General features: G+C 73.3%; 21 protein-coding genes. 12 read left to right on the plus strand and 9 right to left on the minus strand.

Features of this window, described 5'->3' with window-relative positions; translation table 11 throughout:
• Positions 1–38: 38 nt before the first annotated feature.
• Positions 39–689 (minus strand): CGNR zinc finger domain-containing protein, encoded by a 651-nt coding sequence (locus ABZ721_RS32930; RefSeq protein WP_358792440.1) that lies wholly within the window; start codon positions 687–689, stop codon positions 39–41.
• 63 nt (positions 690–752) lie between these two features.
• On the opposite strand from ABZ721_RS32930, the gene ABZ721_RS32935 reads away from it, so the two are divergent.
• Together ABZ721_RS32935 and ABZ721_RS32940 are read left to right on the plus strand one after the other, a co-directional pair.
• Positions 753–1,556: an AzlC family ABC transporter permease gene (locus ABZ721_RS32935; protein ID WP_358792441.1), complete on the plus strand. Its 804-nt coding sequence runs from the start codon at positions 753–755 to the stop codon at positions 1,554–1,556.
• A complete protein-coding gene (locus ABZ721_RS32940) occupies positions 1,553–1,852 on the plus strand; it encodes an AzlD domain-containing protein (RefSeq protein ID WP_358792442.1) in 300 nt (99 codons plus the stop codon). Before ABZ721_RS32935 ends, ABZ721_RS32940 begins: the two co-directional genes overlap by 4 nt.
• A 55-nt stretch (positions 1,853–1,907) precedes the next feature.
• Here ABZ721_RS32940 and ABZ721_RS32945 read toward each other — a convergent pair whose 3' ends face one another.
• Positions 1,908–2,555, minus strand: coding sequence for an XRE family transcriptional regulator (locus tag ABZ721_RS32945; protein WP_358792443.1), 648 nt, complete (start codon positions 2,553–2,555; stop codon positions 1,908–1,910).
• Positions 2,556–2,691: 136 nt separating this feature from the next.
• Here ABZ721_RS32945 and ABZ721_RS32950 point away from each other — a divergent pair, with 136 nt between their 5' ends.
• Complete coding sequence (locus ABZ721_RS32950) at positions 2,692–3,681, plus strand: alpha/beta hydrolase (RefSeq protein ID WP_358792444.1); 990 nt, start codon at positions 2,692–2,694, stop codon at positions 3,679–3,681.
• Between the two features lie 399 nt (positions 3,682–4,080).
• Here ABZ721_RS32950 and ABZ721_RS32955 read toward each other — a convergent pair whose 3' ends face one another.
• The gene (locus ABZ721_RS32955; RefSeq protein ID WP_358792445.1) at positions 4,081–4,350 is read right to left on the minus strand and encodes a hypothetical protein; all 270 of its coding nucleotides are present in this window, start codon (positions 4,348–4,350) and stop codon (positions 4,081–4,083) included.
• Between the two features lie 294 nt (positions 4,351–4,644).
• On the opposite strand from ABZ721_RS32955, the gene ABZ721_RS32960 reads away from it, so the two are divergent.
• Positions 4,645–5,088 carry a VOC family protein gene (locus ABZ721_RS32960; protein ID WP_358792446.1) on the plus strand — a complete coding sequence of 148 codons (444 nt, stop codon included), beginning with the start codon at positions 4,645–4,647 and terminating at the stop codon, positions 5,086–5,088.
• Positions 5,089–5,188: 100 nt separating this feature from the next.
• Here the strand turns inward: ABZ721_RS32960 and ABZ721_RS32965 are convergent, their stop codons facing one another.
• Positions 5,189–6,148, minus strand: a complete 960-nt coding sequence (locus ABZ721_RS32965) for a zinc-binding alcohol dehydrogenase family protein (RefSeq protein ID WP_358792447.1) — start codon at positions 6,146–6,148, stop codon at positions 5,189–5,191.
• Between the two features lie 123 nt (positions 6,149–6,271).
• On the opposite strand from ABZ721_RS32965, the gene ABZ721_RS32970 reads away from it, so the two are divergent.
• Positions 6,272–6,736 (plus strand): MarR family transcriptional regulator, encoded by a 465-nt coding sequence (locus ABZ721_RS32970; protein ID WP_358792448.1) that lies wholly within the window; start codon positions 6,272–6,274, stop codon positions 6,734–6,736.
• 54 nt (positions 6,737–6,790) lie between these two features.
• Here the strand turns inward: ABZ721_RS32970 and ABZ721_RS32975 are convergent, their stop codons facing one another.
• The gene (locus ABZ721_RS32975; RefSeq protein WP_358792449.1) at positions 6,791–8,200 is read right to left on the minus strand and encodes a hypothetical protein; all 1,410 of its coding nucleotides are present in this window, start codon (positions 8,198–8,200) and stop codon (positions 6,791–6,793) included.
• Between the two features lie 161 nt (positions 8,201–8,361).
• On the opposite strand from ABZ721_RS32975, the gene ABZ721_RS32980 reads away from it, so the two are divergent.
• A complete protein-coding gene (locus ABZ721_RS32980) occupies positions 8,362–9,114 on the plus strand; it encodes a class I SAM-dependent methyltransferase (protein WP_358792450.1) in 753 nt (250 codons plus the stop codon).
• A gap of 88 nt (positions 9,115–9,202) precedes the next feature.
• Here the strand turns inward: ABZ721_RS32980 and bla are convergent, their stop codons facing one another.
• Positions 9,203–10,147, minus strand: a complete 945-nt coding sequence (gene bla, locus ABZ721_RS32985) for a class A beta-lactamase (protein ID WP_358792451.1) — start codon at positions 10,145–10,147, stop codon at positions 9,203–9,205.
• A 50-nt stretch (positions 10,148–10,197) separates the two neighbouring features.
• A complete protein-coding gene (locus ABZ721_RS32990) occupies positions 10,198–11,790 on the minus strand; it encodes a penicillin-binding transpeptidase domain-containing protein (RefSeq protein ID WP_358792461.1) in 1,593 nt (530 codons plus the stop codon).
• A 283-nt stretch (positions 11,791–12,073) separates the two neighbouring features.
• Here ABZ721_RS32990 and ABZ721_RS32995 point away from each other — a divergent pair, with 283 nt between their 5' ends.
• Together ABZ721_RS32995 and ABZ721_RS33000 are read left to right on the plus strand one after the other, a co-directional pair.
• Positions 12,074–12,946, plus strand: a complete 873-nt coding sequence (locus ABZ721_RS32995) for a LysR family transcriptional regulator (RefSeq protein WP_358792452.1) — start codon at positions 12,074–12,076, stop codon at positions 12,944–12,946.
• Entirely contained in the window at positions 12,943–13,857 is a 915-nt protein-coding gene (locus tag ABZ721_RS33000; protein ID WP_358792453.1) for a serine hydrolase, read from the plus strand. The genes ABZ721_RS32995 and ABZ721_RS33000 overlap by 4 nt, the downstream gene beginning before the upstream one ends.
• A 56-nt stretch (positions 13,858–13,913) precedes the next feature.
• On the opposite strand, the gene ABZ721_RS33005 is transcribed toward ABZ721_RS33000, so the two are convergent.
• Together ABZ721_RS33005 and ABZ721_RS33010 are read right to left on the minus strand one after the other, a co-directional pair.
• The gene (locus ABZ721_RS33005) at positions 13,914–15,521 is read right to left on the minus strand and encodes a phospholipase D family protein (RefSeq protein ID WP_358792454.1); all 1,608 of its coding nucleotides are present in this window, start codon (positions 15,519–15,521) and stop codon (positions 13,914–13,916) included.
• A 190-nt stretch (positions 15,522–15,711) separates the two neighbouring features.
• Positions 15,712–17,247, minus strand: coding sequence for a PLP-dependent aminotransferase family protein (locus ABZ721_RS33010; protein WP_358792455.1), 1,536 nt, complete (start codon positions 17,245–17,247; stop codon positions 15,712–15,714).
• A gap of 119 nt (positions 17,248–17,366) precedes the next feature.
• On the opposite strand from ABZ721_RS33010, the gene ABZ721_RS33015 reads away from it, so the two are divergent.
• The 4 genes from ABZ721_RS33015 to ABZ721_RS33030 all read left to right on the plus strand — a co-directional run bounded on the left by ABZ721_RS33015 (position 17,367) and on the right by ABZ721_RS33030 (position 21,723).
• Positions 17,367–17,516 carry a hypothetical protein gene (locus ABZ721_RS33015; RefSeq protein ID WP_358792456.1) on the plus strand — a complete coding sequence of 50 codons (150 nt, stop codon included), beginning with the start codon at positions 17,367–17,369 and terminating at the stop codon, positions 17,514–17,516.
• Positions 17,517–17,751: 235 nt separating this feature from the next.
• Positions 17,752–18,447: a DUF899 family protein gene (locus tag ABZ721_RS33020; RefSeq protein WP_358792457.1), complete on the plus strand. Its 696-nt coding sequence runs from the start codon at positions 17,752–17,754 to the stop codon at positions 18,445–18,447.
• A 179-nt stretch (positions 18,448–18,626) separates the two neighbouring features.
• Complete coding sequence (locus ABZ721_RS33025) at positions 18,627–19,007, plus strand: VOC family protein (protein WP_358792458.1); 381 nt, start codon at positions 18,627–18,629, stop codon at positions 19,005–19,007.
• 877 nt (positions 19,008–19,884) lie between these two features.
• Entirely contained in the window at positions 19,885–21,723 is a 1,839-nt protein-coding gene (locus tag ABZ721_RS33030) for an alpha-L-fucosidase (protein ID WP_358792459.1), read from the plus strand.
• Positions 21,724–21,873: the final 150 nt, after the last annotated feature.

Raw genomic sequence — 21,873 nt, forward strand, 5'->3', positions numbered from 1 at the left:
CTCGCGTCCAGCGTTCGGTGGGCGCCGGCACCGCGTGGTCATCCGTGCTGTCGGGTCCGGGAGTAGTGGCGCCTCGCGCGGTCCCGGTTGCCGCAGTCCTGTGAGCTGCACCAGCGTCGGGTCCCGCTGCGGGAGCGGTCGAGGAAGAACCAGCCGCATCCGGGGCCCGCGCAGCGCCGGACGCGGTCCAGGGTGTCCCCGCTCAGCAGATCCTCCGTCAGCAACGCCAAAGCGTGGCACAGCCCTGCGGGGTGGTCGGTGGCGGGCTGCCACCGCAGGGGAAAGGCGGGGGGCAGTGCGGCGTCCTGGCGGGCGAGGACCAGCGCCCGCCGCAGCATCTCCCAGGCCTCAGCCGGAGGCTCCTGGTCGTCGACGAGGGCGTCCAGGATCGGCCAGAGGGTGGCGCGCAGGTTCAGGAGCTCCTCGGTCGCGGCTGTCGTGGGCGCGGCGTCCGTCGTCGCGGCCGAGAGCAGCGCCGCGGCCTGGTCGGCCGTGACCAGTCCGGCGGCCAGCGCCCAGGTCGTCCAGGCCGCGGCGCCCTGGATCCGGTCAACGATGCGGGCGGGATCCAGGCGCCAGGCAACGGTGTTGGCGAAGTCGAGGACCGGGTGGCCACCCACGAGTGCCACCCCGGCGTCGGGAGTGCTGTCCGAGGCGACGGGGGCGGGAAGCGCCGGCTGCTTGCTCATCACCGTCTCAGCCTACTCTCCTCTCTAACGTCCATACGCGCTTTTGCCTGTTAGGCTCATAAGATGAGCAGTCTCCGTTCCGCACCGGCCGCCGACTCCCCGCGAGCGAGCTTCCTCACCGGGCTCAAGACCGGCTCCGGGCTCGCGGCCGCGTCCTTCCTCCTCGCCGTCAGCTTCGGCGCGATCAGCGCCTCGCAGGGCTGGGGGCACCTGGCGCCCGTGATCTGCTCGATGGTCGTGTTCTCGGGGTCCGCCCAATTCGCCCTGCTGGCCACCCTGGGCTCCGGCGGCGGGCTGCTCGGCGCCGTGACGTCCGCGGCCCTGGTTAACAGCCGTTTCATCCCTATGGGCATCGCCGTCGCCGGCGATCTGCGCGGCGGCCGGTTCCGCCGCGCGCTCGAAGGCCAGGCGGTGGTCGACGCATCGTGGGCCGCGGCCCATCGCGGCGGCGGACGGTTCGACCGGTACCTGCTGTTCGGGGCCACCGCGATCCAGTGGCCCGCCTGGGTGGCGGGCACCATCCTGGGCGTCGCGGTCTCCCCCGACCCCGAGCTCCTGCACCGGCTCGGACTGGACGTCCTCACGCCGGCGCTCTTCGTCGCGCTGCTGTGCGACGAAATCCGCCGCGAACGCGTCAACCGGCTACCAGCTCTGCTCGGCGCCATCCTCGCGGCCGGCCTCATCGTGATCCTGCCCGCCGGGCCCGCCCTGGTCGGTGCGGCGCTCGCGGCACTCGTCGCCCTCGTCAGGGCGCCCGCCACGCCGCCGACCCGGCCCGACGAGGCTGCAACGGCGGTGCCCCGGCAGGCTGACGCGGCCACCGGGGCCGCTGCACCCGTTCGTTGCGACGAGGAGGTCGCCCCATGATGCTCTGGCTCACCATTGGCGCCGTCGCCGTCCTCAGCTTCACCTGCAAAGCCGTCGGCCCTGCCCTGTTCGGCGGGCGCGCGCTGCCCCCACGGGCGCAGTCGGTGATCGCCCTCACCGCCCCGACCCTGCTCGCCGGCTTCATCGTCGTGGACGTCCTGGGACCCCGTTGGGAGTCCCTGGACCTGACGGTGGTGGCCGGACTCGCGGTCGTCCCGCTGCTCCTGTGGCGCCGGGCCCCGCTCCCGGTGGCGCTGGTGGCCGCGGTCACGGTGACGGCGCTCCTGCGCCTCTAGGGTGTGGTCCGCGGGCGCCGGACGCGTCCGCCGGGAACGCTGCGGAGGGCGCGACCTACGGCAGCGCTCCGCGATCCATCGGCTCGCGGTGCGGTCGGCGGGCCCCGCGACCGGCGACCGGTGGGGTGCGCGGTCGCAGGCGCTCTCCCTGCGGCCCGAACACGACCAGGTACTCGACCGGTCCGCCGGGTTGGGCGTTCGCGAGCCCGTGCGCGGTGCGGGTGTCGAACTCGGCGACGTCCCCGGCGGTCAGGACGAGGTCCTGGTCCCCCAGTGCCAGCCACAGGCGCCCGTACAGGACGCACAGCCATTCGTGCCCGTCGTGGGAGACCTGCCGCGGCCGGGCCGGCGGCGCGTCGACGGCGGGCAGGACGTGCTTGTGGGCGTGCAGGCCCCCGACGTACCGGGTCAGCGGCAGCACCGCCTTGTCCGCGCGGGACCGCGGCGACACCGGGACGCGCGGTCCGGTCGGTGCGGTACCGGCCAGCTCGTCCAGCGAGACGCGGTACTCCCGCGCCAACTGCAGCAGCACCTCCAGCGTCGGCTTGCGCCGCCCGGTCTCGATCCGCGACAGCGTGCTCGGCGAGATGCCCGTCGCACAGCTGACGCCGGTGAGCGTGGCGCCACGCTGCTCACGCGCGGCCCGCAGCCGGGGGCCCATCGCCGCCAGCGTCTCGGTAATCCCGTCGTCCACCACCGTCATCCCCTCACTACGGCCGCACCGCTTCCACCGCCCTGCCTGCAAGTTTGCCAGAATGGCAAGAACGATCGCGGAGGACGGCCGCCGGGCCGCATGATCGACAGGCAGCCACGTCCGCCCGTGAACCGAGGAGAAGCCCATGCATCCCGCGCCGCCCGCCGACCTGCGCCACCGGACGATCGAGGCTCCCGCTGGTCGGATGCATCTGGTCGAGCAGGGCACCGGCCCGCTGGTCCTGCTCGTCCACGGCTTCCCCGAATCCTGGTACTCCTGGCGCCACCAGCTGCCGGCTCTCGCCGCGGCGGGCTACCGGGCCGTGGCACTCGATGTGCGCGGCTACGGCCGCTCCTCCCGGCCGGCCGCAACGGATGCCTACCGGATGCTCGACCTGGTGCAGGACAACGTCGCCCTCGTCCAAGCCCTGGGCGAGCAGACGGCGGTGCTCGTCGGGCACGACTGGGGCTCCACCATCGCGGCCACCTCCGCCCTGCTGCACCCCGGCATCTTCCGGGCCGTCGCCCTGCTGAGCGTGCCCTACGCGCCGCCCGGCGGCCCCCGCCCCTCCGACCTCTTCGGCCGGATCGGCGGCCCCGAGCAGGAGTTCTACGTCTCCTACTTCCAACAGCCCGGCCGCGCCGAGGCCGAGATCGAACCCGACGTCCGGGGCTGGCTCGCCGGCTTCTACGCGGCCCTGTCCGCCGACACCATGCCCGCCCCGGGTGAGCCCGACCCGCACTTCGTGGCCCGCGACGGCGGCCGGCTGCGCGACCGCTTCCCCACCGGCCGGCTGCCCGCCTGGCTGACCGAGGACGACCTGGACGTGTACACCGGGGAGTTCGAGCGCACCGGCCTGACCGGCGCCCTCAACCGCTACCGCAGCATGGACCGCGACTGGGACGACCTCGCGCCCTACCGCGGAGCCCCGATCCCCCAGCCGTCGTTGTTCCTCGGCGGCGCCTTGGACGCCTCCACGACCTGGATGGCGGACGCGATCGACGCCCACCCGACCACCCTCCCCGGCCTGGTCTCCTCCCACCTCCTGGACGGCTGCGGCCACTGGATCCAGCAGGAACGCCCGGACGAGGTCAATCGCCTGCTGACCACCTGGCTAGCCTCCCTGCCGGCCTGAACCAGATCGACGGGGCCAGGGACGGCTCACCCCAGGTGCCCCCGGCGGCGATCCCCGCCGGCCTCTCGCGGGTCCCGCGCGCGGCCCCACCTGATCGCCTCATCGTCCCCTCATCTTCGGGTCGGCATGCTGAACCCACGCAGAGATCCCGCACCTCATTCCTCGGCACCAGCGCCTGCTACTGGCCCTCACCGTGCTCACCACCGCATGCTCGGGCTCCGGGGCAACCCCCGGCCACCGGGTACCGGCCCACGCCACAGGCCCCGACCGGGCGGTGAGCGGATCGACGGACCACCTCGCTCCCGCGCACGGAGCCCTGCTCGGCCACTACTACGGCGCGGGCAGCATCGCCCGGACCGACGCCCGCATCGGCAGGAAGCCCGCGGTCCACCTCACCTACTACAACTGGACGGACGGCTGGGCGACGTCCCCGGCCACGCGCGCCGACTTCGCCGACGGCCGCATCCCCTGGCCGACTGGGAGCCGTTCGACATCGGCTTCGACGACATCATCAGCGGAGAGCTCGACGCGACGATCCGGGCACGCGCCGACGGCGCCAAGGCCCTCGGCAAGGAGTTCTTCCTGGACTTCGCGGCCGAGATGAACGGGGAGGAAGGCTGGGGCGGACATGACCCGGCCAAGTACGTCCGCGCCTACCGTCACATCCATGACATCTTCGTCGCCCGCGGGGCCACGAACGTCGTGCGGGCCTGGTGCCCGAACGTCACCGACAGCCCCGGCGCCGCGGCGGCGATGCGCTACTACCCCGGGGACGGCTGTGTCGACTGGACCGGGGTCGTCCAGGGGAACTCGTCCACGACTACTTCGTCGGATCAGGGAAGTGCCCGGTCTTCGTCCGGGGCGCCTACGTGGCGCAGAAGACCTATACCCTCATCCGGATCCGTCGGCCGTGCACCCGCCACGGCGCCGGCCGCGCCGATCCCACCGACAAGGAGTTCGGACGTGCCCACCTTCATTCGGCACCTCACGATTGACTGCGCCCCTCCGGTCACGCCGCACGGGGTGGCGACGTTTTGGAGCCAGGTGCTCGGCCTGCCGATCGACCCGGAGGACGACCCGGACGACGACGAGAGCTGTGTGCTCACGCCGGAGGGCCATCCGGACCTGCTGTTCGTCCGGGTCCCGGAGGGCAAGACGGTCAAGAATCGGATGCACTTCGACCTCGCGCCGGAACTGGGGCGGGACGAGGAGGTGGAGCGGCTGACCGCGCTCGGCGCCACGATCCACGACGACCGCCGCAAGCCGAACGGCCGAGGCTGGGTGGTGATGGCCGACCCGGCGGGCAATGAGTTCTGCGTCGAGGGCAACCCCGCGGAGTACGCGGCGGCCAAGGCGGCCTACGAGGCCGCGCAGGCGTCGCAGCAGCGGGCCGCCGACCCGTCGTGATCTCGTCCCCGGGGCCGCGGTGGGCAAGGCGGTCGCGAGAGCGTCTCGTGATCGCGAACGGGCCCGCCGTCCCCCTGGTGTGCGGAGTGCTCAGGGGACCTCAGGGGACGAGGACGACGCGCCGTCCAGGGGGCGTCGGCGTGGTCCACACCCGCTCGACCTCCGACAGCGGCTCGGGGGACGGGTCGATCGTGAACGTGCCGCAGGTGATCTCGGCGGCCAGGGCGGGGAGTTCGGCGAGGATTCCGGCGGTGGTGAGCGAGCCCTGGCCGCTGCCCATGATCTGCAGGTTGGCGGCACGGAGGAGCGAGGACGGCAAGGTGAGGTCCGGCCCCGCGACAGAGCCGATCTGGATCCAGGTCAGCGGCTTGCTCCGGTCGGGGCGGGCGGTCAGCAGCGCCGGCAGGGCGTGCTCGGTGACCGCACCCCACACGTAGTCGATGACGATGTCGACGTCGCCGGCACTCTTGCCGAGGCGTTCGGCGATCTCCCCGGACGCGCCGGACAGCAGAACCGTCTCGTCCGCGCCCAGGGCGGGCAGCAGGGCAAGCCGTTCGTGGTCACGACCGGCCGCCACCACACGCTCGGCGCCCAGGTGCCGTGCGATCTGCACGGCCAGGCGGCCCGCACTGCCGGTCGCGCCCAGGATCAGGACGTGGGCGCCTGCCGGAAGGGCGATGCGCCGGCGCAGGGCGACCCAGGAGGACATCGCGGGATTCATCGCCGCGGCCACCGCGACCGGGTCGGTGCCCGGCGGCAGGGCGATGGCGCGGCGCCGGTCCACGACGGCGTGCTCGGCCAGGGTGCCCAGGGCGGTGTCCGGGGCGACGAAGTAGAGCAGGTCGCCGTCCGCCGCGCGGCCGACGGCGTCGATGCCCGGCACCAGGGGCAGCACACCGGAGGAGGTGTAGTGGCTGCCGTCGGCGGAGGATCGTACGCGCGGGTGCAGGCCGGCGGCCAGTACCTCGACCAGGATCTCGTGCTCGCCTCGGGGCACGGGCGTCGGCACGGTGCCGTAGCGGGGCGGGGTGTCGAAGGAGTGGACGACGGCGGCGTGCATGGGGGCCTCCGGGGCGGCATGACCGCGTATAGTTTGTGGAACGTACTACCTCGAAAGTAGTTCGTGGCACGTACTACGTCAAGTGGTTCGCGTCACGTACCAGATCAGCCGGAGGCGGACCCCGTGGCACCCACCATCCCCCAGGACGCGGACGAGCCCCAGACCACCGTCGACGCCCTGGTCCAACTGTCCTTCCTGGTCCACGGAGCCCTCGCCCGTATCGCCGCCACGCACGACCTGTCCCTGATCCAGATCCGCCTCCTCGGCATCCTGCGCGACCGCACACCCGGCATGCTCGACCTCGCCCGCCACCTCGGCCTGGACAAGTCCTCCATGACCGGCCTGGCCGGCCGTGCCGAAAAGCGCGGGCTGGTGGAGCGCCGGCCCTCGCCCCATGACGGCCGCGGTGTCCTGATCGGCCTGACCCCGGCGGGCCGCAGCCTCGCGGAACGGTGCACCGCCGAGATGGATCAGGCGGTCGCCGCGCTGACCGCGTCCCTGACCACCGCGGAACGCGACACCCTCCGGGCCGTGGCGGTCAAACTCCTGCACGCCGCCGCCCCGGGCGGCGAGACCTCCGGAACGTAGGGCAGAACTCGTCCCCACACGGAGCCCGCCCCGGTCGGCGACCCGCTCGCACCATCATTCCCGGTCGGTGTGGCGGCCGATGTCCGGGACGGCGGCCCGTGCGAGGAGGGCCTCCATCGCTGTGATCGGCAACGCCTTGTTGGCGGCTGCCACCGCGCCCACGACGGGATCCTCCAGGAGTTCGACGAGCCGGGGCACCGGCAGCCGCGGGTCGCCGGCCGCTGCCGCCCGCACGCAGGCGTCCGGGTCCCGGCTCAGCCGCTCGATGAGTTCAGGGGAAGCCCCGGGGTCACGGACGGCCAGCGCCCGGGCCCGGTGGTCCGGTGCGTCGGCGAAACGGGCCGCGAGTCCGGTGGTCGGGAAGCCCGGCACGGAGACGAGCATGGCCACGGCCCGGTGCGTGCCGTGCAGGTACAGGTCGAGCAGGAGCTCCGCCGGCGCGTTCGGGTGGTTCTCGGCCAGGAGCAGGCGGACGGCGAAGTCCTCGTCCTCGGCGAGTCGTTGCACGCAGTCGTCGGGCAGGTCGGGGATGACCGCGGCGCTGCGGCGCAGCCAGGTGTGTGCCGAGGTGGCGCACTGGCGCAGGGTCTGGGGGTCGTCGCGTGCGTCCCAGACCCAGCGCAGGGTGTCCAACCGGTCTTCCGGCCGGACCGTCCAGTCGATGGCGGCGCGCTGCTGCTCGGAGAGGCCGGGGCGGGCGGAGACGGCGAGCCGCACGGCCGGGTCCTCGTGCGTGGCGAGGACGGCCGCCAGGTCGGCCGGGAGCGTGGGGTTGCGCGCGAGTTGGTCCAGGTGCTCGCCTGCGGCCAGCAGCCCCTCGCAGGCCTCCCGCGTCAACCGGCCGTGTTCCGCCACGTCCATGATGCGCCAGGTACCGGCGAACGCTGCAAGGAGGTGGGAGGTGCGCTCGGCATCCTCGCGCATCACCTGCAGCGCCGCCATGTTGCGCACGTCAGGCTCGGGATCGCTGAGGAGCGTGGCGCGCACGGGGTCGGACAGTTCGTCCCACACACGGCGGCAGGCCGCCTCGCGCATAAAGGAGTGCGGATGGACAGCCAGCGGCGTCAGCATGTGCGCGGGGATGCTGACGGAGTTGGCCGTCTCCGCGGCCACCATCGAGCGCTCGTCCTGCAGCAGCCGCTCATAGGCCCAGTCGGGCAGCGCGGGTGCCGTGCTCCGGTAGGGCTGCGGCCCCACGGCGACCAGCATGGCGTCGGCCGCCGGGCCGTCCAGCAGGCGGGCGCGCAGGGCCGGATCCGCGCCGCAGCTCTCCGCCAGAGCGGCCCGCACATCCCGGTCCGGATGGTGGAGCATGGCCTCGGCCACCTCGTCCGGCAGCACAGCGCGATACTTGAGCCGGTACCTGATCCATCGGTCGTCCAGCGCGAGTACCCGCAGCAGCACCGCGCTGGGTGCCGCGGGATTGCTCGCCAGCCCTGCTACCGCGTGATGCCCTGTCAACAAACCCCCATCGTCGTCACCGCCCGCCCCCTCACCGGGGGCGGCTGGGTCAGCGTAGGGCCGCCCGTCGGCGCGGTCGGGATCGGGGGGAGCCGTCGGGTGCCTCGAGACGGGGCCCGGTGGCGCGTTGCCGCAGGTGGGGAGAGTGCGTGAGGATGGCGGCCATGGAGATGAGCGACCGGTCAGTGCAAGCGCGGTCCTTCGGTGCGGCGGCCGCCGCCTATGAACGCGGGCGGCCGTCCTATCCCGCCCGTGCCGTCGCGTGGGTGGTGCCGGCCTCCGCGCGCCGGGTCCTCGATCTGGGGGCCGGTACCGGCAAGCTGACGCGTCAACTGAGCGCGCGTGGTCTGGATGTCGTCGCGGTCGAACCGTCCGCCGGGATGCGCGAGCAGCTCACCGGCGCGTTGCCGGCGGTGCCCGCCCTGGCCGGGTCCGCCGAGGACATCCCGTTGCCGGACCGGAGCGTGGAGGCGGTGGTCATCGCCCAGGCGTGGCACTGGGTGGACCCTGAGCGTGCTCTTCCCGAGGTCGCGCGGGTTCTCACCCCGGGCGGGCAGTTGGGCCTGGTGTGGAATACCCGCGACGAGCGCGAGGACTGGGTCGCGCGGTTGGGCCGCATCCTGCACCCCTACAGCACCCCGCCCACCAGCGGCGTGGGCGTCGACGCGATCGCGGCACCGTTCGGCACCGTGGAGCACCAGCGCGTGGAATGGCACCACCGCCTCACGCCCGCTGAGCTGTTGGACCTCGTCGCCTCGCGCAGCTATGTGATCACGCTTCCCCCCGCCGACCGGTCGGCGCTCGTCGCGGCCGTCCGCGACCTGCTGGCCACCCACCCGGCGCTCGCGAGCGCGCACGAGCTGGCGATGCCGTATGTGACGCACTGTTTCCGCACCCGGCTCACCGGCAGCGGGTGAGGACCAGCCGCCCCCTCCCGCCCGCGCCACCCAGTCCTGGTCCCGCACGGGCCGGTCCGGCCGCGGCCGTCAGCCGGGGCGCCACGCCCTATCTGAGGGTGTCGAGGGCGACCTTGGCGGCACCGGCGAGCAGGGCGTCGTTGCGTGTCGCGTCCTGGGTGGCGCGGCGGGAGAGGACGGCCAGGACGAGGGGGGCGGCGGCGGGCGGCCAGAGGATGGCGATGTCGTTGCGGGTGCCGTAGCCGCCGGTGCCGGTCTTGTCGCCGACCTGCCAGCCGGCCGGGGTGCCGGCGCGGATGGTGTGGTCACCGGTCGTGTTGCGCTGGAGCCAGTCGGTCAGGAGCGCCCGTTTGTCGGCCGGGAGGGCGCTGCCGAGGACGTAGGCGCGCAGGTCGTCGGCGAGGGCGCGGGGGGTGCTGGTGTCGCGGAGGTCGCCGGGGACCGCGTCGCTGAGGGCGGCCTCGTAGCGGTCGCAGCGGGTGACGGTGTCGCCCAGGGCCCGCAGGGCGTCCTGCAGGCCGCGGGGGCCGCCGATTTCGCGGAACAGGAGGTTGGCCGCGGCGTTGTCGCTGTAGCGGATGGCGGCGTCGCACAGCGCGCGCAGGGTCAGTCCGGTGGCGACGTGCTGCTCGGTGATCGGCGAGTTGCTGATGAGGTCGGCCCGGCTGTAGCGCACCAGCCGGTCGAGCTGCGGCAGCGTGTGGTGGTGCAGGATGACGCCGGCGAGCAGCGCTTTGCAGGTGGAGGCGTAGGCGAAGCGTTCGTCGGGCCGGTGGGTCACGGTCCGGCCGCTGCCGGTGTCCAGCGCGTAGACCCCCAGCCGGGCGCCGAACTGCTGCTCCAGGTCCGCGAAGGCGCGAGCGGTCCGGGGATCGGTTGGCGCCGGTGGGGAGGGCGGGGCGGCGGAGGGGGTGCGGGGGGTTGCGGGCGGGGCGGCGGTGTCCGCGGTGGTGCATCCGGCCAGGGGCAGGGCCGTGATCCCGGCCAGAGTGGCGAGGACCCTGCGACGAGGGACGGCGGTGCGGTGGTCCATGGGGGCGGGCGTTCCTTTCGACGGAGGTCGGGGCCGGGGCGGGGCCGGGGTCAGCGGCGCGGGGCGGTCAGAGCGGTGAGGAACCGGGCGGCGACCGGGCCCGCGTCGGCGCCGCCGGAGCCGCCGTCCTCGAGGAGCACCGCCCAGGCGAGCGGGGTGTCCTCCTGGTATCCGATCATCCAGGCGTGGGTGCGGGGCGGGTTGGCGCTGCCGAATTCGGCGGTGCCGGTCTTGGCGTGCGGTCGGCCGGGCAGGTTCTTCAGCGCGTGGGCGGAGCCGGAGGTCACGGTGGTCCGCATCAAGGTGCGCAGCGCGCCCGCGACCTGGGGGTCGAGCCCGACGGGGGCCTGGTAGGGCGTTTTCACCGCGTCCGGTACCAGCACCGGCTGGTGGAACGTGCCGCTGCGGACGGTGGCCGCGACGGAGGCCATCACCAGCGGGGAGACCTGGACGCGGGCCTGGCCGATGGTGGCGGCGGCTTTGTCGTTGTCGCTCGTCGTGACGGGCACGCTGCCGTCGTAGGTGCTCGTGCCCACGTCCCAGCTGCCGCCCAGGCCGAACGCCTGGGCGGTGTCCCGCAGGTCGGTGGCGGCGAGCTGGTTGCGGACGTTGACGAAGTAGGTGTTGCAGGACTGGGCGAAGGCGTCGGTGAAGGTCGATCCGGTGGGCAGGGTGAACTGGTTCTGGTTTTCGAAGCGCTGCCCGTCGACTTGTGCGAACTTCGGGCAGGGCGCGGGGTCGGCGGGCTGGGTGCCGCCCTTGAGCAGGGCCGCCGCCGTGATGACCTTGAAGACGGAGCCGGGCGGGTAGCGTCCTTCGAGGGCGCGGTTGAAGCCGCCGGGCCGGTTGGCGGCGGCGAGGATGTGGCCGGTGCGCGGGTCGATGGCGACGAGGGCGGCGTTGACCGCGGATCCGCTCAGGGCATCGGCTGCCGCCTGCTGGATGCGCGGGTCGATGGTGGTGCGCACCGGGCGCCCGGTGGCCGGTGCGGCGGCGGTGAGGTTCTTGACGGCCTGTCCGCTCTGCCGGTCCGCAATCACCAGGGACTTGGCGGCGGTCGCGCCCCCGGACAGGACGGCGTCGTAGCGGGCCTCGAGACCGGACGTGCCCTTGCCGCTGACGGGGTCGACGGTGCCGACGAGGCTGTCCGCGCGCAGCGGGTGGCCGGTGGCGTCGAGGACCTTCGCCCGGGTGGTGGCGGTCTGCAGTGCCAGCGTCTGTCCGGGGGTCAGGTCCGGGTGGACCACCGGCGGGGTGAAGGCGACCTTCCACGTTCCCGCGGTGTCGCGCACCTGGGCGGCGGAGCGCCAGGTGACCTCTCCGGCACCGGGGACTGCCATGGTCACGGTGAACGGGAAGGTCACCTCGCCGGGCGTCTGCGGGCGGCCCGGGCCGGCGGCGATGGTGGTGTGGGACGGCTTGAGGTTGGTCAGCACCGACGTCAGGAGCGATGCGGCGGCGTCCGGGGTGTCGGTGTAGCCGGCCGCCTTCGGGACGTCCTGCCCGGCCCACGCGGTGAGGAACGCGGTCAGGGCCGGGCGGGCGGCCGCCACGTGCGCGTCCTCGGGTCGCGGGCCGTCTTCGCGGCCGAAGGCGGCGTACCCGCCGCCCGCCAGCAGGAGCAGGGCCCCGGCGAGGATCAGCGGTCGCCGTACACGCCGGGGCCGCCGCCGCGGAGCGAGTCCGTGCGGGCTGTCGGGGTACGTCAAGGTGCGCTCCGTTCGGTTCGGTGGTGATCGGCTCGGCGGAGACCGGTCCGGCGTCGGCGGATCAGGGGGCAGGGTTCCCCGCGGGACGGCGAGGGAGCTGCTTCGGTCGCCGGGCCGGCTCCCTGGGGAGTCAAGCCTGCCGGCGGACTGCATGTCGAATACGCTCTTGTGCAGCAGATCATTCGCAAGCCATATCAGTGCAGGTGAGAGGGGCAGCGTGCTGACGGAGCGGCATTTGGAGATCTTCGTCGCGCTGGCGGAGGAGGAGCACTTCGGCGACGCGGCGCAGCGGGTGGGCATCACCCAGCCGCCGTTGTCGCAGGGCCTGCGCCGGCTGGAGACCCTGCTCGGGGTGCGGCTGTTCGATCGCAGTCGGGGCGTGTCCCTGACCGAGGAGGGGGCGCTGCTGCTGCCGCACGCCCGCCGGGCTCTGGTCGCGCTGGCGGAGCTGCGCGAGACCGGGGCGCGCGAGCACGCCGACGGGCAGCGGCTGCGGCTGGGACTGGCGCCCGAGGTGCCCACCACCCTCGCAGCCGACGTGGCAGCCGCCCCGGTGCGGGCCGGCGAACGCGCCCGCATCGGCCTGGTCACGGCGTCGACGGTCGCGCTGCTCGGCGACGTGGCGGCCGGGCGGCTGGACCTCGCCGTCGTCCTGCACCCGTCGGTGCTGCACGGTCTCGCCGCCGGTCGCGTCATCCTGCTGCCGACCTGGGTGCTGTCCCCCGCCGGGAGCGGGGAGGCCCCGGACCCCTCGGCGGCGCGGCTGCCCGTGGCCGTGCGTCCCCGCGCCGAGGCCCCGGCGGCCCACGATCTGTTCCTCGACACCCTGGCCGGTCGCGGCCGTCATGTGGCGACCGTGGTGGTCTCCGACGAGCGGGCCGGGCTGGCCTTGGTCGCGGCGGGCCAGGCGGTGATGGTCACGGCGGACGCGGCGCTCACCGCCTCCGGTGTCGCGCGGCACCCGTCGGCCGATCCCGCGTTGCCGCTGCGGCTGCGGGTGGCGTGGGATCCCCGCCGTCCGGGCGCGCCGGAGATCGCCCGCACCGCGCGTCTGCTGGAGGACACGTTGGCCGGGCAGGTGGCGTCATGACCGCACCTGGGCGCGGCAGTAGTGTGGAGCGGACCATCCGCGGCCTGTTCGACGACGCGGGCGTGCGGGGCTGGCTGCACGTGGCCGCGGTGCACCGGCCCGAAGCCCAGGTGGTCATCGATGCCGACGCGCGGCTGCCCATGGGCTCGATCTACAAAGTGCCGGTGATGGTGGCCTTCTGCCGGCTCGCCGACGCGGGGCTGCTCGACCCGGCCCGCCGGCTGACACTGCACCCCCGGGACCGCGTGCCCGGCCCGACCGGCATCTCTGTGCTGCACGACGCCGTCACGATGTCACTGCGCGACCTGGTGGTGCTGATGATGACCATCTCCGACAACACCGCGGCCGATGCCGTGCTCCACGCGGTCGGGGCGGACGTGGTCGACGCGATGTGCCAGGACCTGGGTCTGCCCGCCACCCGCATCCACGGCGGGGTGGTCAACACGTTCAGCCGGCTGCTCGCCGACACCGGAGCGGCCTCCTTGGACGCGGCCCTGGCCCAGGTGACGGACAACGACACCGTCGCACCGGACGGCGTCTACGACCCGGCGTACAAGGCCTCCAGTACGCCCGCGGAGCTCGCCCGGCTGCTGCGCGCGATCTGGACGGACCAGGCCGCCTCCGCCGAGCGCTGCGCGTTCATGCGCACGGTGATGCGCCGGCAGCCGTGGGCGCACCGTCTGGGCTCGGGCTTTCCCTACGACGACGTCATCGTCTCCGGCAAGACCGGCAGCTTCGGGGCCCTGCGCCACGAAGCGGGCGTCGTGGAACTGGCCGATGGCAGCACCTACACCGCGGTGGTCTTCACGCAGGCCGCGCGGGCCGACACCAAACTCCCCCGCGCGGATGCCGTGATCGGCGCCGCGGCCCGGGCCGCGGTGGAGGCGTTGCAAGGGCGCCGGGAGACCTGACCGGCCCCGGCCGGCATCGGCCGGGGCGCGGGTCTGCCGCGGCCGGAGGGGAGGGGTCAGTAGTCTCCGTGCCGGCGCAGGGCGAACGGGCGGCCGTCCGGGTCGGCGACGAACCGGTACAGCGGGTCGGTCAGGGTCCGGGTCAGGCGGGACATCTGCGGCGGGTGGTAGGCGCGCAGCCGTCCCGGCGGGCGCGGACCGTGGCGGCCGGCGGCGTGCCACGCGTCCAGCGCGGCGGCGGTATCGGCGTAGGCCGCGAACGCGTGCCCCGGGTCGCACAGGGCGGCCGCTGCCGCGTCCCCCTCGCGGTCGAGGTGTTCCAGGTGCAGCGACAGGCGCAGGTCGCGCGCGAAGACGCGGGCGCCGTCGCCCAGGCCGCCCGGGTCCGCCGGCTCCCGGGCATCGCGGGTGTCGTCGAGGACCGCGCAGCTGAGCTCCGAGTCGTGCGTCCACGAGCGCCGGTTGACGTTGTCGGATCCGACCGAGGCCCACACGTCGTCGATGACGCAGACCTTCGCGTGGACGTACACCGGCGTCCCGGCGTGGTTCTCCAGGCTGTACACGGCCATCCGGTCCCCGCCGGCCTGGCGCAGGACCTCCAGGGCGCGCACCCGCCCGACCAGGTTCATCGGGGTGCTGACCCGGCCCTCCTGGTCGGGCAGCGGCGGCAGTACGGCGATCATCCGCAGGTCCGGGTGGTCCGCCAGCGCCTGGGCGAAGGGCAGGACGGCGGTGTCCGACCACAGGTACTGGTCCTCGAGGTAGATCAGTTTGCGGGCCCGCCGCAGCGCCTTCACATAGGCGCGGGCGATGCTGCGCTCTCCGTCGGGCGCGAACGGATAGCCCGTGAACAGCCGGTTGGGGTAGGTGCGCAGGACCTGGACGGTGTGCGTGCCCCGCGGCTCGGGGTCGGGTTGCTGCGCGGGCAGGGGGTCCGCCGTGGTGTCCTCGTGGCGCACCACCGACCGCAGCCGGGCGCGCGGGCTGCGGCTGAGCGGGGCCGGGTCCGTCCACCGCTCACGGAACGTGGCCTCGACATCCCCGACGGCGGGCCCGTGCACCGCCAGCTGGATGTCGTGCCAGGGCGGGCGGGGGCCGTAGGCGGCGGCCATGGGCTGGGCCTGCGGGTCGCCCTGGTGGGTGGCGTCGTCCCGGCGGCTGTGGCACAGGTCGATCCCGCCGACGAAAGCCACGTCCCGCTCGGGCCGACCGGGGTGGCGCAGCACGACGAACTTCTGGTGGTGCGAGCCGCCCGGCCGCACCCGCATGTCGAGCAGGCACTCGCCGCCCGCCTCCTCGATCTCCTCCCCCAGGTGGTAGTTCTCCTGCTCGCTGAACTGGAACCGGTCCAGGTGCGAGCGCCAGATCAGCCCCTTGACGACGACTCCGCGGCGGGCGGCATCGCACAGCACCTCGCCGATCGCGCTGCCCGGCTCGTCCAGGGGCTCGTCGGGGTCGCCGCGCCAGTCCGTGAACAGCAGCAGGTCGCCGTCCTGCTGCGCCCGCACGGCCGCGAGCAGCTCGGCGAAGTACACCGCGCCGTGGACCAGGGGGCGCACGTCGTTGCCCGTGGACCACGCGGCGCCGTCGGCATGGCGGCGGTCCACCCGCGTCGCGGGATTGCCCCGCTGCGCGGGGGTGAGCAGCCAGTCGGCGCGTTCCACGTGGCACCTCTTCCGATCGACGGTCCTACCGATATCTCCTGGTGAGTCCGCTACCCGATGAGCGCGCGGCCACGCAGAGCCTGCCGGATCGATGCCGCGGGCGGGCGCTGCGGGGCTCACCCCGGCGGGACCGGCGCGTCCTCGGCGGTCGGAGGCGGCCGGCGGGCGTCGGGTCCGGCCGGCGGGCGGGTCAGGCCATCCAGTGGGGGCGGCTGACCGCCGATGCCAGCGGCCGGCCCGCCGTGTCGTGCAGCGCCAGAGCGACCCGCTGCACCGCCTCGTCCAACGTGCCGCTCGGCAGCGTGAACGGCAGCCGCAGCCGGTGTTCGAACGTCCCCGGCTCCGCGCCGAAGCGGGAGCCGCCCTCGATCCGCACCCCGTACCCGGCGGCCCGGTCCGCCAACGCCGTGGCGATCGGCTCGCCCAGGTCCACCCACAAGGACAGGCCGCCCGGCGGCAGCCGCCAGCTCCACTCGGGCAGGTCCCGCACCAGGGCGGCCACGAGCGCGGCCCGCCGGGCGCGCGCCTCGGCGACCCGGGCGGCGACGAGTTCGTCCATGCGGCGCAGCAACGGCAACGCCACGAGCTGGTCGATCACCGACCCCGCCATGTCCATCGAGACCCGGACACCGGCCAGCTCCGTCACGAGCCGCGGGGTGGCGCGCAGCCAGCCGATACGCAGCCCGCCCCAGTGGCTTTTGCTCATGCTGCCGATGGTGATGACGTGATCGGCGCCGCCGCGCTCGGCATGGGAGGCGAACGGTGCGGGCGCGGGCACATCGAGCGCGAGGTCGGCGATGGTCTCGTCGGCGACGAGCCACGTCGAGGAGCGCTGGGTGGCACGGATGAGTTCGGCCCGCTGCGCGGGGGGCATGAGGTTGCCGGTCGGATTGTGGAAGTACGGAATCATGTAGGCCAGCCGCGGCACCGCCTGGCGCAGGGTCGACTCGATGATCTCCAGGTCCCAGCCGTCGTCCGCGACGGCGACGGGCACGGTCCGCGTCCGGGCGCGGCGGATGGCGTCGAGGGCGTTGGTGTAGGTGGGGTTCTCCACCAGCACCCGGTCGCCGGGACCGCACAGCATCCCCAGGGCCAGCCCCAGCGCCTGCAGGGCCCCGGAGGTGATGAGGATCTGCTCCGGGCGGGTCGGCAGTCCACGACGGGTGTAGCGCTCGGCGACCGCGGCGCGCAGCTCCGGCAGCCCGTAGGGGTGGTAGCCGGGCGTGTGCGCGTGCTGCGCGGCGAGCGGCGCGATCTCGGCAAGGGCGTCGGTCAGGACGTCCGCGGCCAGTCCGCCGACGGCGTTGGACAGGTCGATCGCGCTGTCCGGGCGCGCGAGCCGGTCCAGGCCGGTGTGGCGGTGGCCCTCCGGCAGCACCGTCCACGTACCCGAGCCCCGCCGGCTGCGGGCGTAGCCGCTCTCGCGCAGCAGGTCGTAGGCGGCCGTCACGGTGGCGCGGCTGAGGGCGAGGGTGGTGGCGAGCTCCCGTTCCGCGGGCAGTTTGACCCGCAGGGCGATGCGTCCGTCCAGGACGAGGGCGCGAATGGCCTGGGCCAGGACCCGGTACGCGGGCCGGTCCCCGGCGGCGGGGCCCGTCAGCGCCGGCAGCAGCGCGGCCAGCTGGCGGCTGCCCAGCGGGATGCCGGACGGCTCGTGTGCGGACGCGCCCGGGCGCGGTGCCGCCGATGGTCTGCCCGCACTGTGGACGGTCCCCATGTCTGCCATGCCAATCGCTCCCCAATGGCCCTGCCCCCCAGGCCACTTTCCCCCAAGAATCATCCACGTGACCGGCTCTGGCAAGGGCGGCACGAGCACGGGGCACCACGACGAGGGGGAACCTCCGCATGACGCGCATCCTCACCGACTCCTACGAGCGGGAACTGCAACAGCGGCACGAACAGCGCACCACCACCGGCACGGGCCGCTCGTGGCGCCAGTGGATCGCCCAGGTCAGCGCCCTGGTCCGGGCCAGAAGTCAGGCGCGCGGCACGTAGCCGACAGCACCGGACGGCTCGGGGGCCGCACCAGGTCCGGTGGCCGGCCCCGCACCCGGGGGACACGGGGCTCCGCGGGTTCGACAGGGTCCGGCGCATTGCCGGGCCCTGTCCCGGCGTGCCCTCACCCGCCCCCAGGTGGCCCGGGCGGCAGAGCGGCGCCGGCCGGCCGATGAGTTTGCGTCGCGCGAGCAGTCGGTACTACCAGCACGGCACCCGACCGCTCGGAGAGACCATGACCACCGAAAAGTTCGCCCTGCCCCCCGTCGTCGACGCCGCCACCTGGGAGAAACAGTTGGCCGCCCTGCGGGTGCGGGAGAAGGCCGCCACCCGCGAACTCGACGCCATCGCCGCCCAACGCCGCCGGCTGCCGATGGTGCAGATGCCCGACTACGTCCTGGAGGGCGAGCAGGGGCCCGTCCGGCTCGCCGACGTGTTCGGCGACCACCCGCAGCTGATCGTCTACAGCCACATGTGGCACGCGGGCGCCGACTGGCAGTGCCCGGGCTGCACCGGCTTCACCTCCCAGTTCACCCGGCTCGCGGGCCTGGAGAAGTTCGACGCCCGTTTCGTGATCGTCACCCAGGGTCCGATCGGCGAGGCGCTCGCCTACCGGCGCAAGGTGGGCAACACCATGACGTGGTACTCCACGGCGGACAGCCCGTTCGGCAGCGACATCGGCGCCCCACCCGACGGCGGCTTCGCGGTCAACGTGTTCCTGCGCGACGGCGACACCGTCTACCGCACCTGGCACACCGCCGGCCGCGGCACCGAGCAGCTGAGCTACCTGTTCGGGCTGGTCGACCTGTTGCCCTACGGCCGGCAGGAGCAGTGGCAGGACTCCCCCGACGGCTGGCCCCAGTCCCCGACCTACAGCCGCTGGGCGACACCGCAGGAGATCGCGGCGGCGTACGGTGAGGGCGACGACTGACCCAGCAGCGCCCGCAACGCGGCAGCGCACACCTGACCGTGCACGGCCCGTCGCCCCCTCGCGTGGCGCGTCGGCGTACCGGCGCCCACGGCCCGCCCGCCCGCAGCCCGCCCTCGGCGGTGGGGCGATGAGCGGGGTCACCCAGTCCAGCCAACCGAAGAGCGAAAGAGACCCTGCCCATGGAATTCAAACTGGAACTCGTGCCGATCCCGGTCAGTGACGTCGACCGCGCGAAGACGTTCTACGCCGACGGACTGGGTTTCACCGTCGATCACGACATGCAGGTCGGCGACGGCATGCGCATCATCCAGTTGACGCCCGTCGGCTCGGCCTGCTCGATCATGATCGGTTCCGGTGTCCTGTCCACGACGCCCGGCTGCATCCAGTCCCTGCACCTGGTCGTCGAGGACATCCACGCCGCCCGCGACGAGCTCGTCAAGCGGGGCGTCGAGGTCCAGGAGGTCGAGGTGATGGGCCAGCCCGGCTATCCCTCGGTCTACTACGCGGCGTTCTCCGACCCCGACGGCAACGGGTGGACGCTCCAGCAGATCGGGTCGTGAACGGGTTCCTGAACGTCGTTCGTCCTGTCCGGGCGTAACCGCGGGGCGATGTGGACGGTGTGTGCCGTCGTCGTAGCCGGCCGTGGGCTCCGGCGACGGCCGCAACGCAGTGCGGGCCACCGCCCAGCCAGGCTGGTGGCCCGCACTCACGGCCGTTGCAGCGCTAGCTGCTCCCACCGGCCTGTTTGCGGGGCAGTGACGGCCCGTCCGCTCCGGTTTCGGCCGCACTGTCCCTTCCTCCTCCGCCGCCTTCGATGGAGTCGGGTGCCGGGCCCTTCGCGTACGTGACCGGAGTCTTCGGCTTGCGCGGCAGCGCCGGCCCGCCCCCGTGCCGCGGCGCGGCCTCTGCGGTGGCGTCCGGCTCAGGTTCGGGTGTGTGTTCGGCCATGGTGGGCCCCTCTCTGATGCGGTGACTCGGGCGATCAAGCCCTCCCCCTATGCGTTCCGCCAGAACCTCGGACCACGCCACCCATCGGAGTGGAAACGGCGGCGCCTGGTCCGGCTCGCGCACGTCGGGATCGGCCTGGCGGCAGGCCTCGCCCACGGGGTGGTCGATCACAGCCACCAAGCCCCTGCCGATCGTGGCCCATCTCGGCCCCCAGGACCCCCTGCGTCCGGACGGTCGCCGCCTCGCGTGCGCCGTCGGGGCGCGGGAGCGGCGATCCCCTCAAAGATTGGATGACTTCCCCCCTGGCAATCTGCCTCTCCGCTATAAATTGCCCTGCAGTGGCGCTATTACGGCAACTTCCCTTGACGGGTGCGACCAAGCAACACTAGACATCGGATGAAAGCTGCGAGAGCCCACCTCTCGGCCAGCCTCGTCACGCCTCCGTCCTGTCCGCGAATGAGCCCCATCCCCGCCTCACCGGAGATGCCCATGAGCCGCTCAGCACGCGCCCGTCACCTCCTGCTCGCCTTCGCCGTCGCCCTGGTCACCGCCCTCGGGCTGACCGGCGGCCCGGCGACCGCCGCCCCCGCCGTACCGGCTGCTGCCCCACCGGCCGCCGCCGGCCCGGGCACCAACTACGCCTACGACGACCCCTTCACCAGCGCGCGCACCCAGTGGTGGCGCGACGACCACTTCGGGATGTTCATCCACTACGGCGCCTACTCCCAGCTGCAGGGCACGTACACCCGCCCGGACGGCACGGTGTGCCGGGACGCCGAGTGGATCCAGCGCAACTGCGCCATCCCCAAAGCGCAGTACGAGAACATCGGCGCTCAGTTCAACCCGGCGTCCTTCAACGCCAACGCCATCGTGAAACTGGCCAAGGACGCCGGCCAGCGGTACATCGTGCAGACCGCCAAGCACCACGAGGGCTACGCGATGTGGCCGACGAAGGTCAACACCTGGAATCTACGGGACCACTCCTCGTTCAGCACCAGCCGCGACCTCCTGGCCGAGATGAAGTCCGCCGCCGACGCCCAGGGCATCAAGTTCGGTCTGTACTACTCGATCTGGGACTGGCACAACCCGAACTTCACCGCCGACTTCCCTCAGTACAAGAAGGATATGTACGCCCAGCTCAAGGAGCTCGTCGACAACTACCACCCGGCCGTGCTGTGGTTCGACGGCGAGTGGGCGACCGACAACCCGACCAATCCCTGGTCGAGCGCCGACGGTGAGGCGCTGCAGAGCTATCTGCACGGCCTGGACCCCAACCTGGTGATCAACAACCGGGTCGACAAGCGGCGGGTCGTCGACGGCGACTACGGCACCCCGGAGCAGGAGATCCCCGCAGCACCCGTCGGCGGTCAGCTCTGGGAGTCGTGCATGACCCTCAACGACCACTGGGGCTACGCCGGCTACGACACCAACTGGAAGTCCGCGACCACCCTGACCCGCAACGTCCTCGACATTGCCTCGCGCGGCGGCAACTACCTCCTCAACATCGGGCCCGACAAGACCGGTGCCGTCCCGGCCGGGGCGGCCGACCGGCTGCGCGCGATGGGCTCCTGGCTCTCCGCCAACGGCCAGGGCGCCGGCGTGTACGGAGCCGGCGCCGCCCGGAACGTGGCCAAACCCGCCTGGGGCACCGTGGCCTCGGCGCCGGGCAACAAGCTCGAGGCGTCGGTCTACACCTGGCCGGGCGCCGGCAAGCCGCTGCACCTGACCGCCACCGCCCCGCTGACCCTCACCGGCGCACGGGTCCTGGGCAGCAGTCAGCGCGTCACCGTGAAAGCCGCCGGCGACGGCTGGGACATCACCCCGTCAGGGGCGGCTGTGAACGCCACCGCGACCGTCATCGAGCTCACCGTGGCCCCGCCGGCGCCCACCAACGGCACCGGCACCGGCCTGACCGCGCAGTACTGGGACAACACCACATTCAACGGCGCCCCGAAGGTGACCCGGACCGACAAGACGCTCAACTTCGTCTGGCGCTACCTCGGCTCACCGGACCCGGCCCTGCCCACCGACAATTTCGCGGCCCGGTGGACCGGTTCGATCCAGCCCCGCTACAGCCAGACCTACACCTTCCTCACCGTGTCCGACGACACCGTGCAGGTCTGGATCGACGGCCGGCAGATCATCAGCAACACCACCCCCCACGATGCCGCCGTCAACACCGGCACGATCACCCTGCGGGCCGGACAGAAGTACTCCCTGCGTGTCGACTTCACCGAGCGCACCGGGGAGGCGGCCCTGAAGCTGCTGTGGTACTCCCCCGACGAGACGCAGCGCGTCATCCCCACCGGACAGCTCTACCCGTCCTGACCGCACGGCGCGGGGCCCCGGGGGGGCGGGCCCCCGGGTGGTGTAGTGGGGTTGGCGGGGGGGGGCGGGGGGCTGGTCGGCCTGTGCCGGGTGCAGTTTCACCAGGACGGGGTCGCCCTGCGGGGAGTGCGAGGCCACCTCCACGTCGAT

The organism is Streptomyces sp. NPDC006733 (assembly GCF_040636125.1).
Lineage (GTDB): Bacteria > Actinomycetota > Actinomycetes > Streptomycetales > Streptomycetaceae > Actinacidiphila.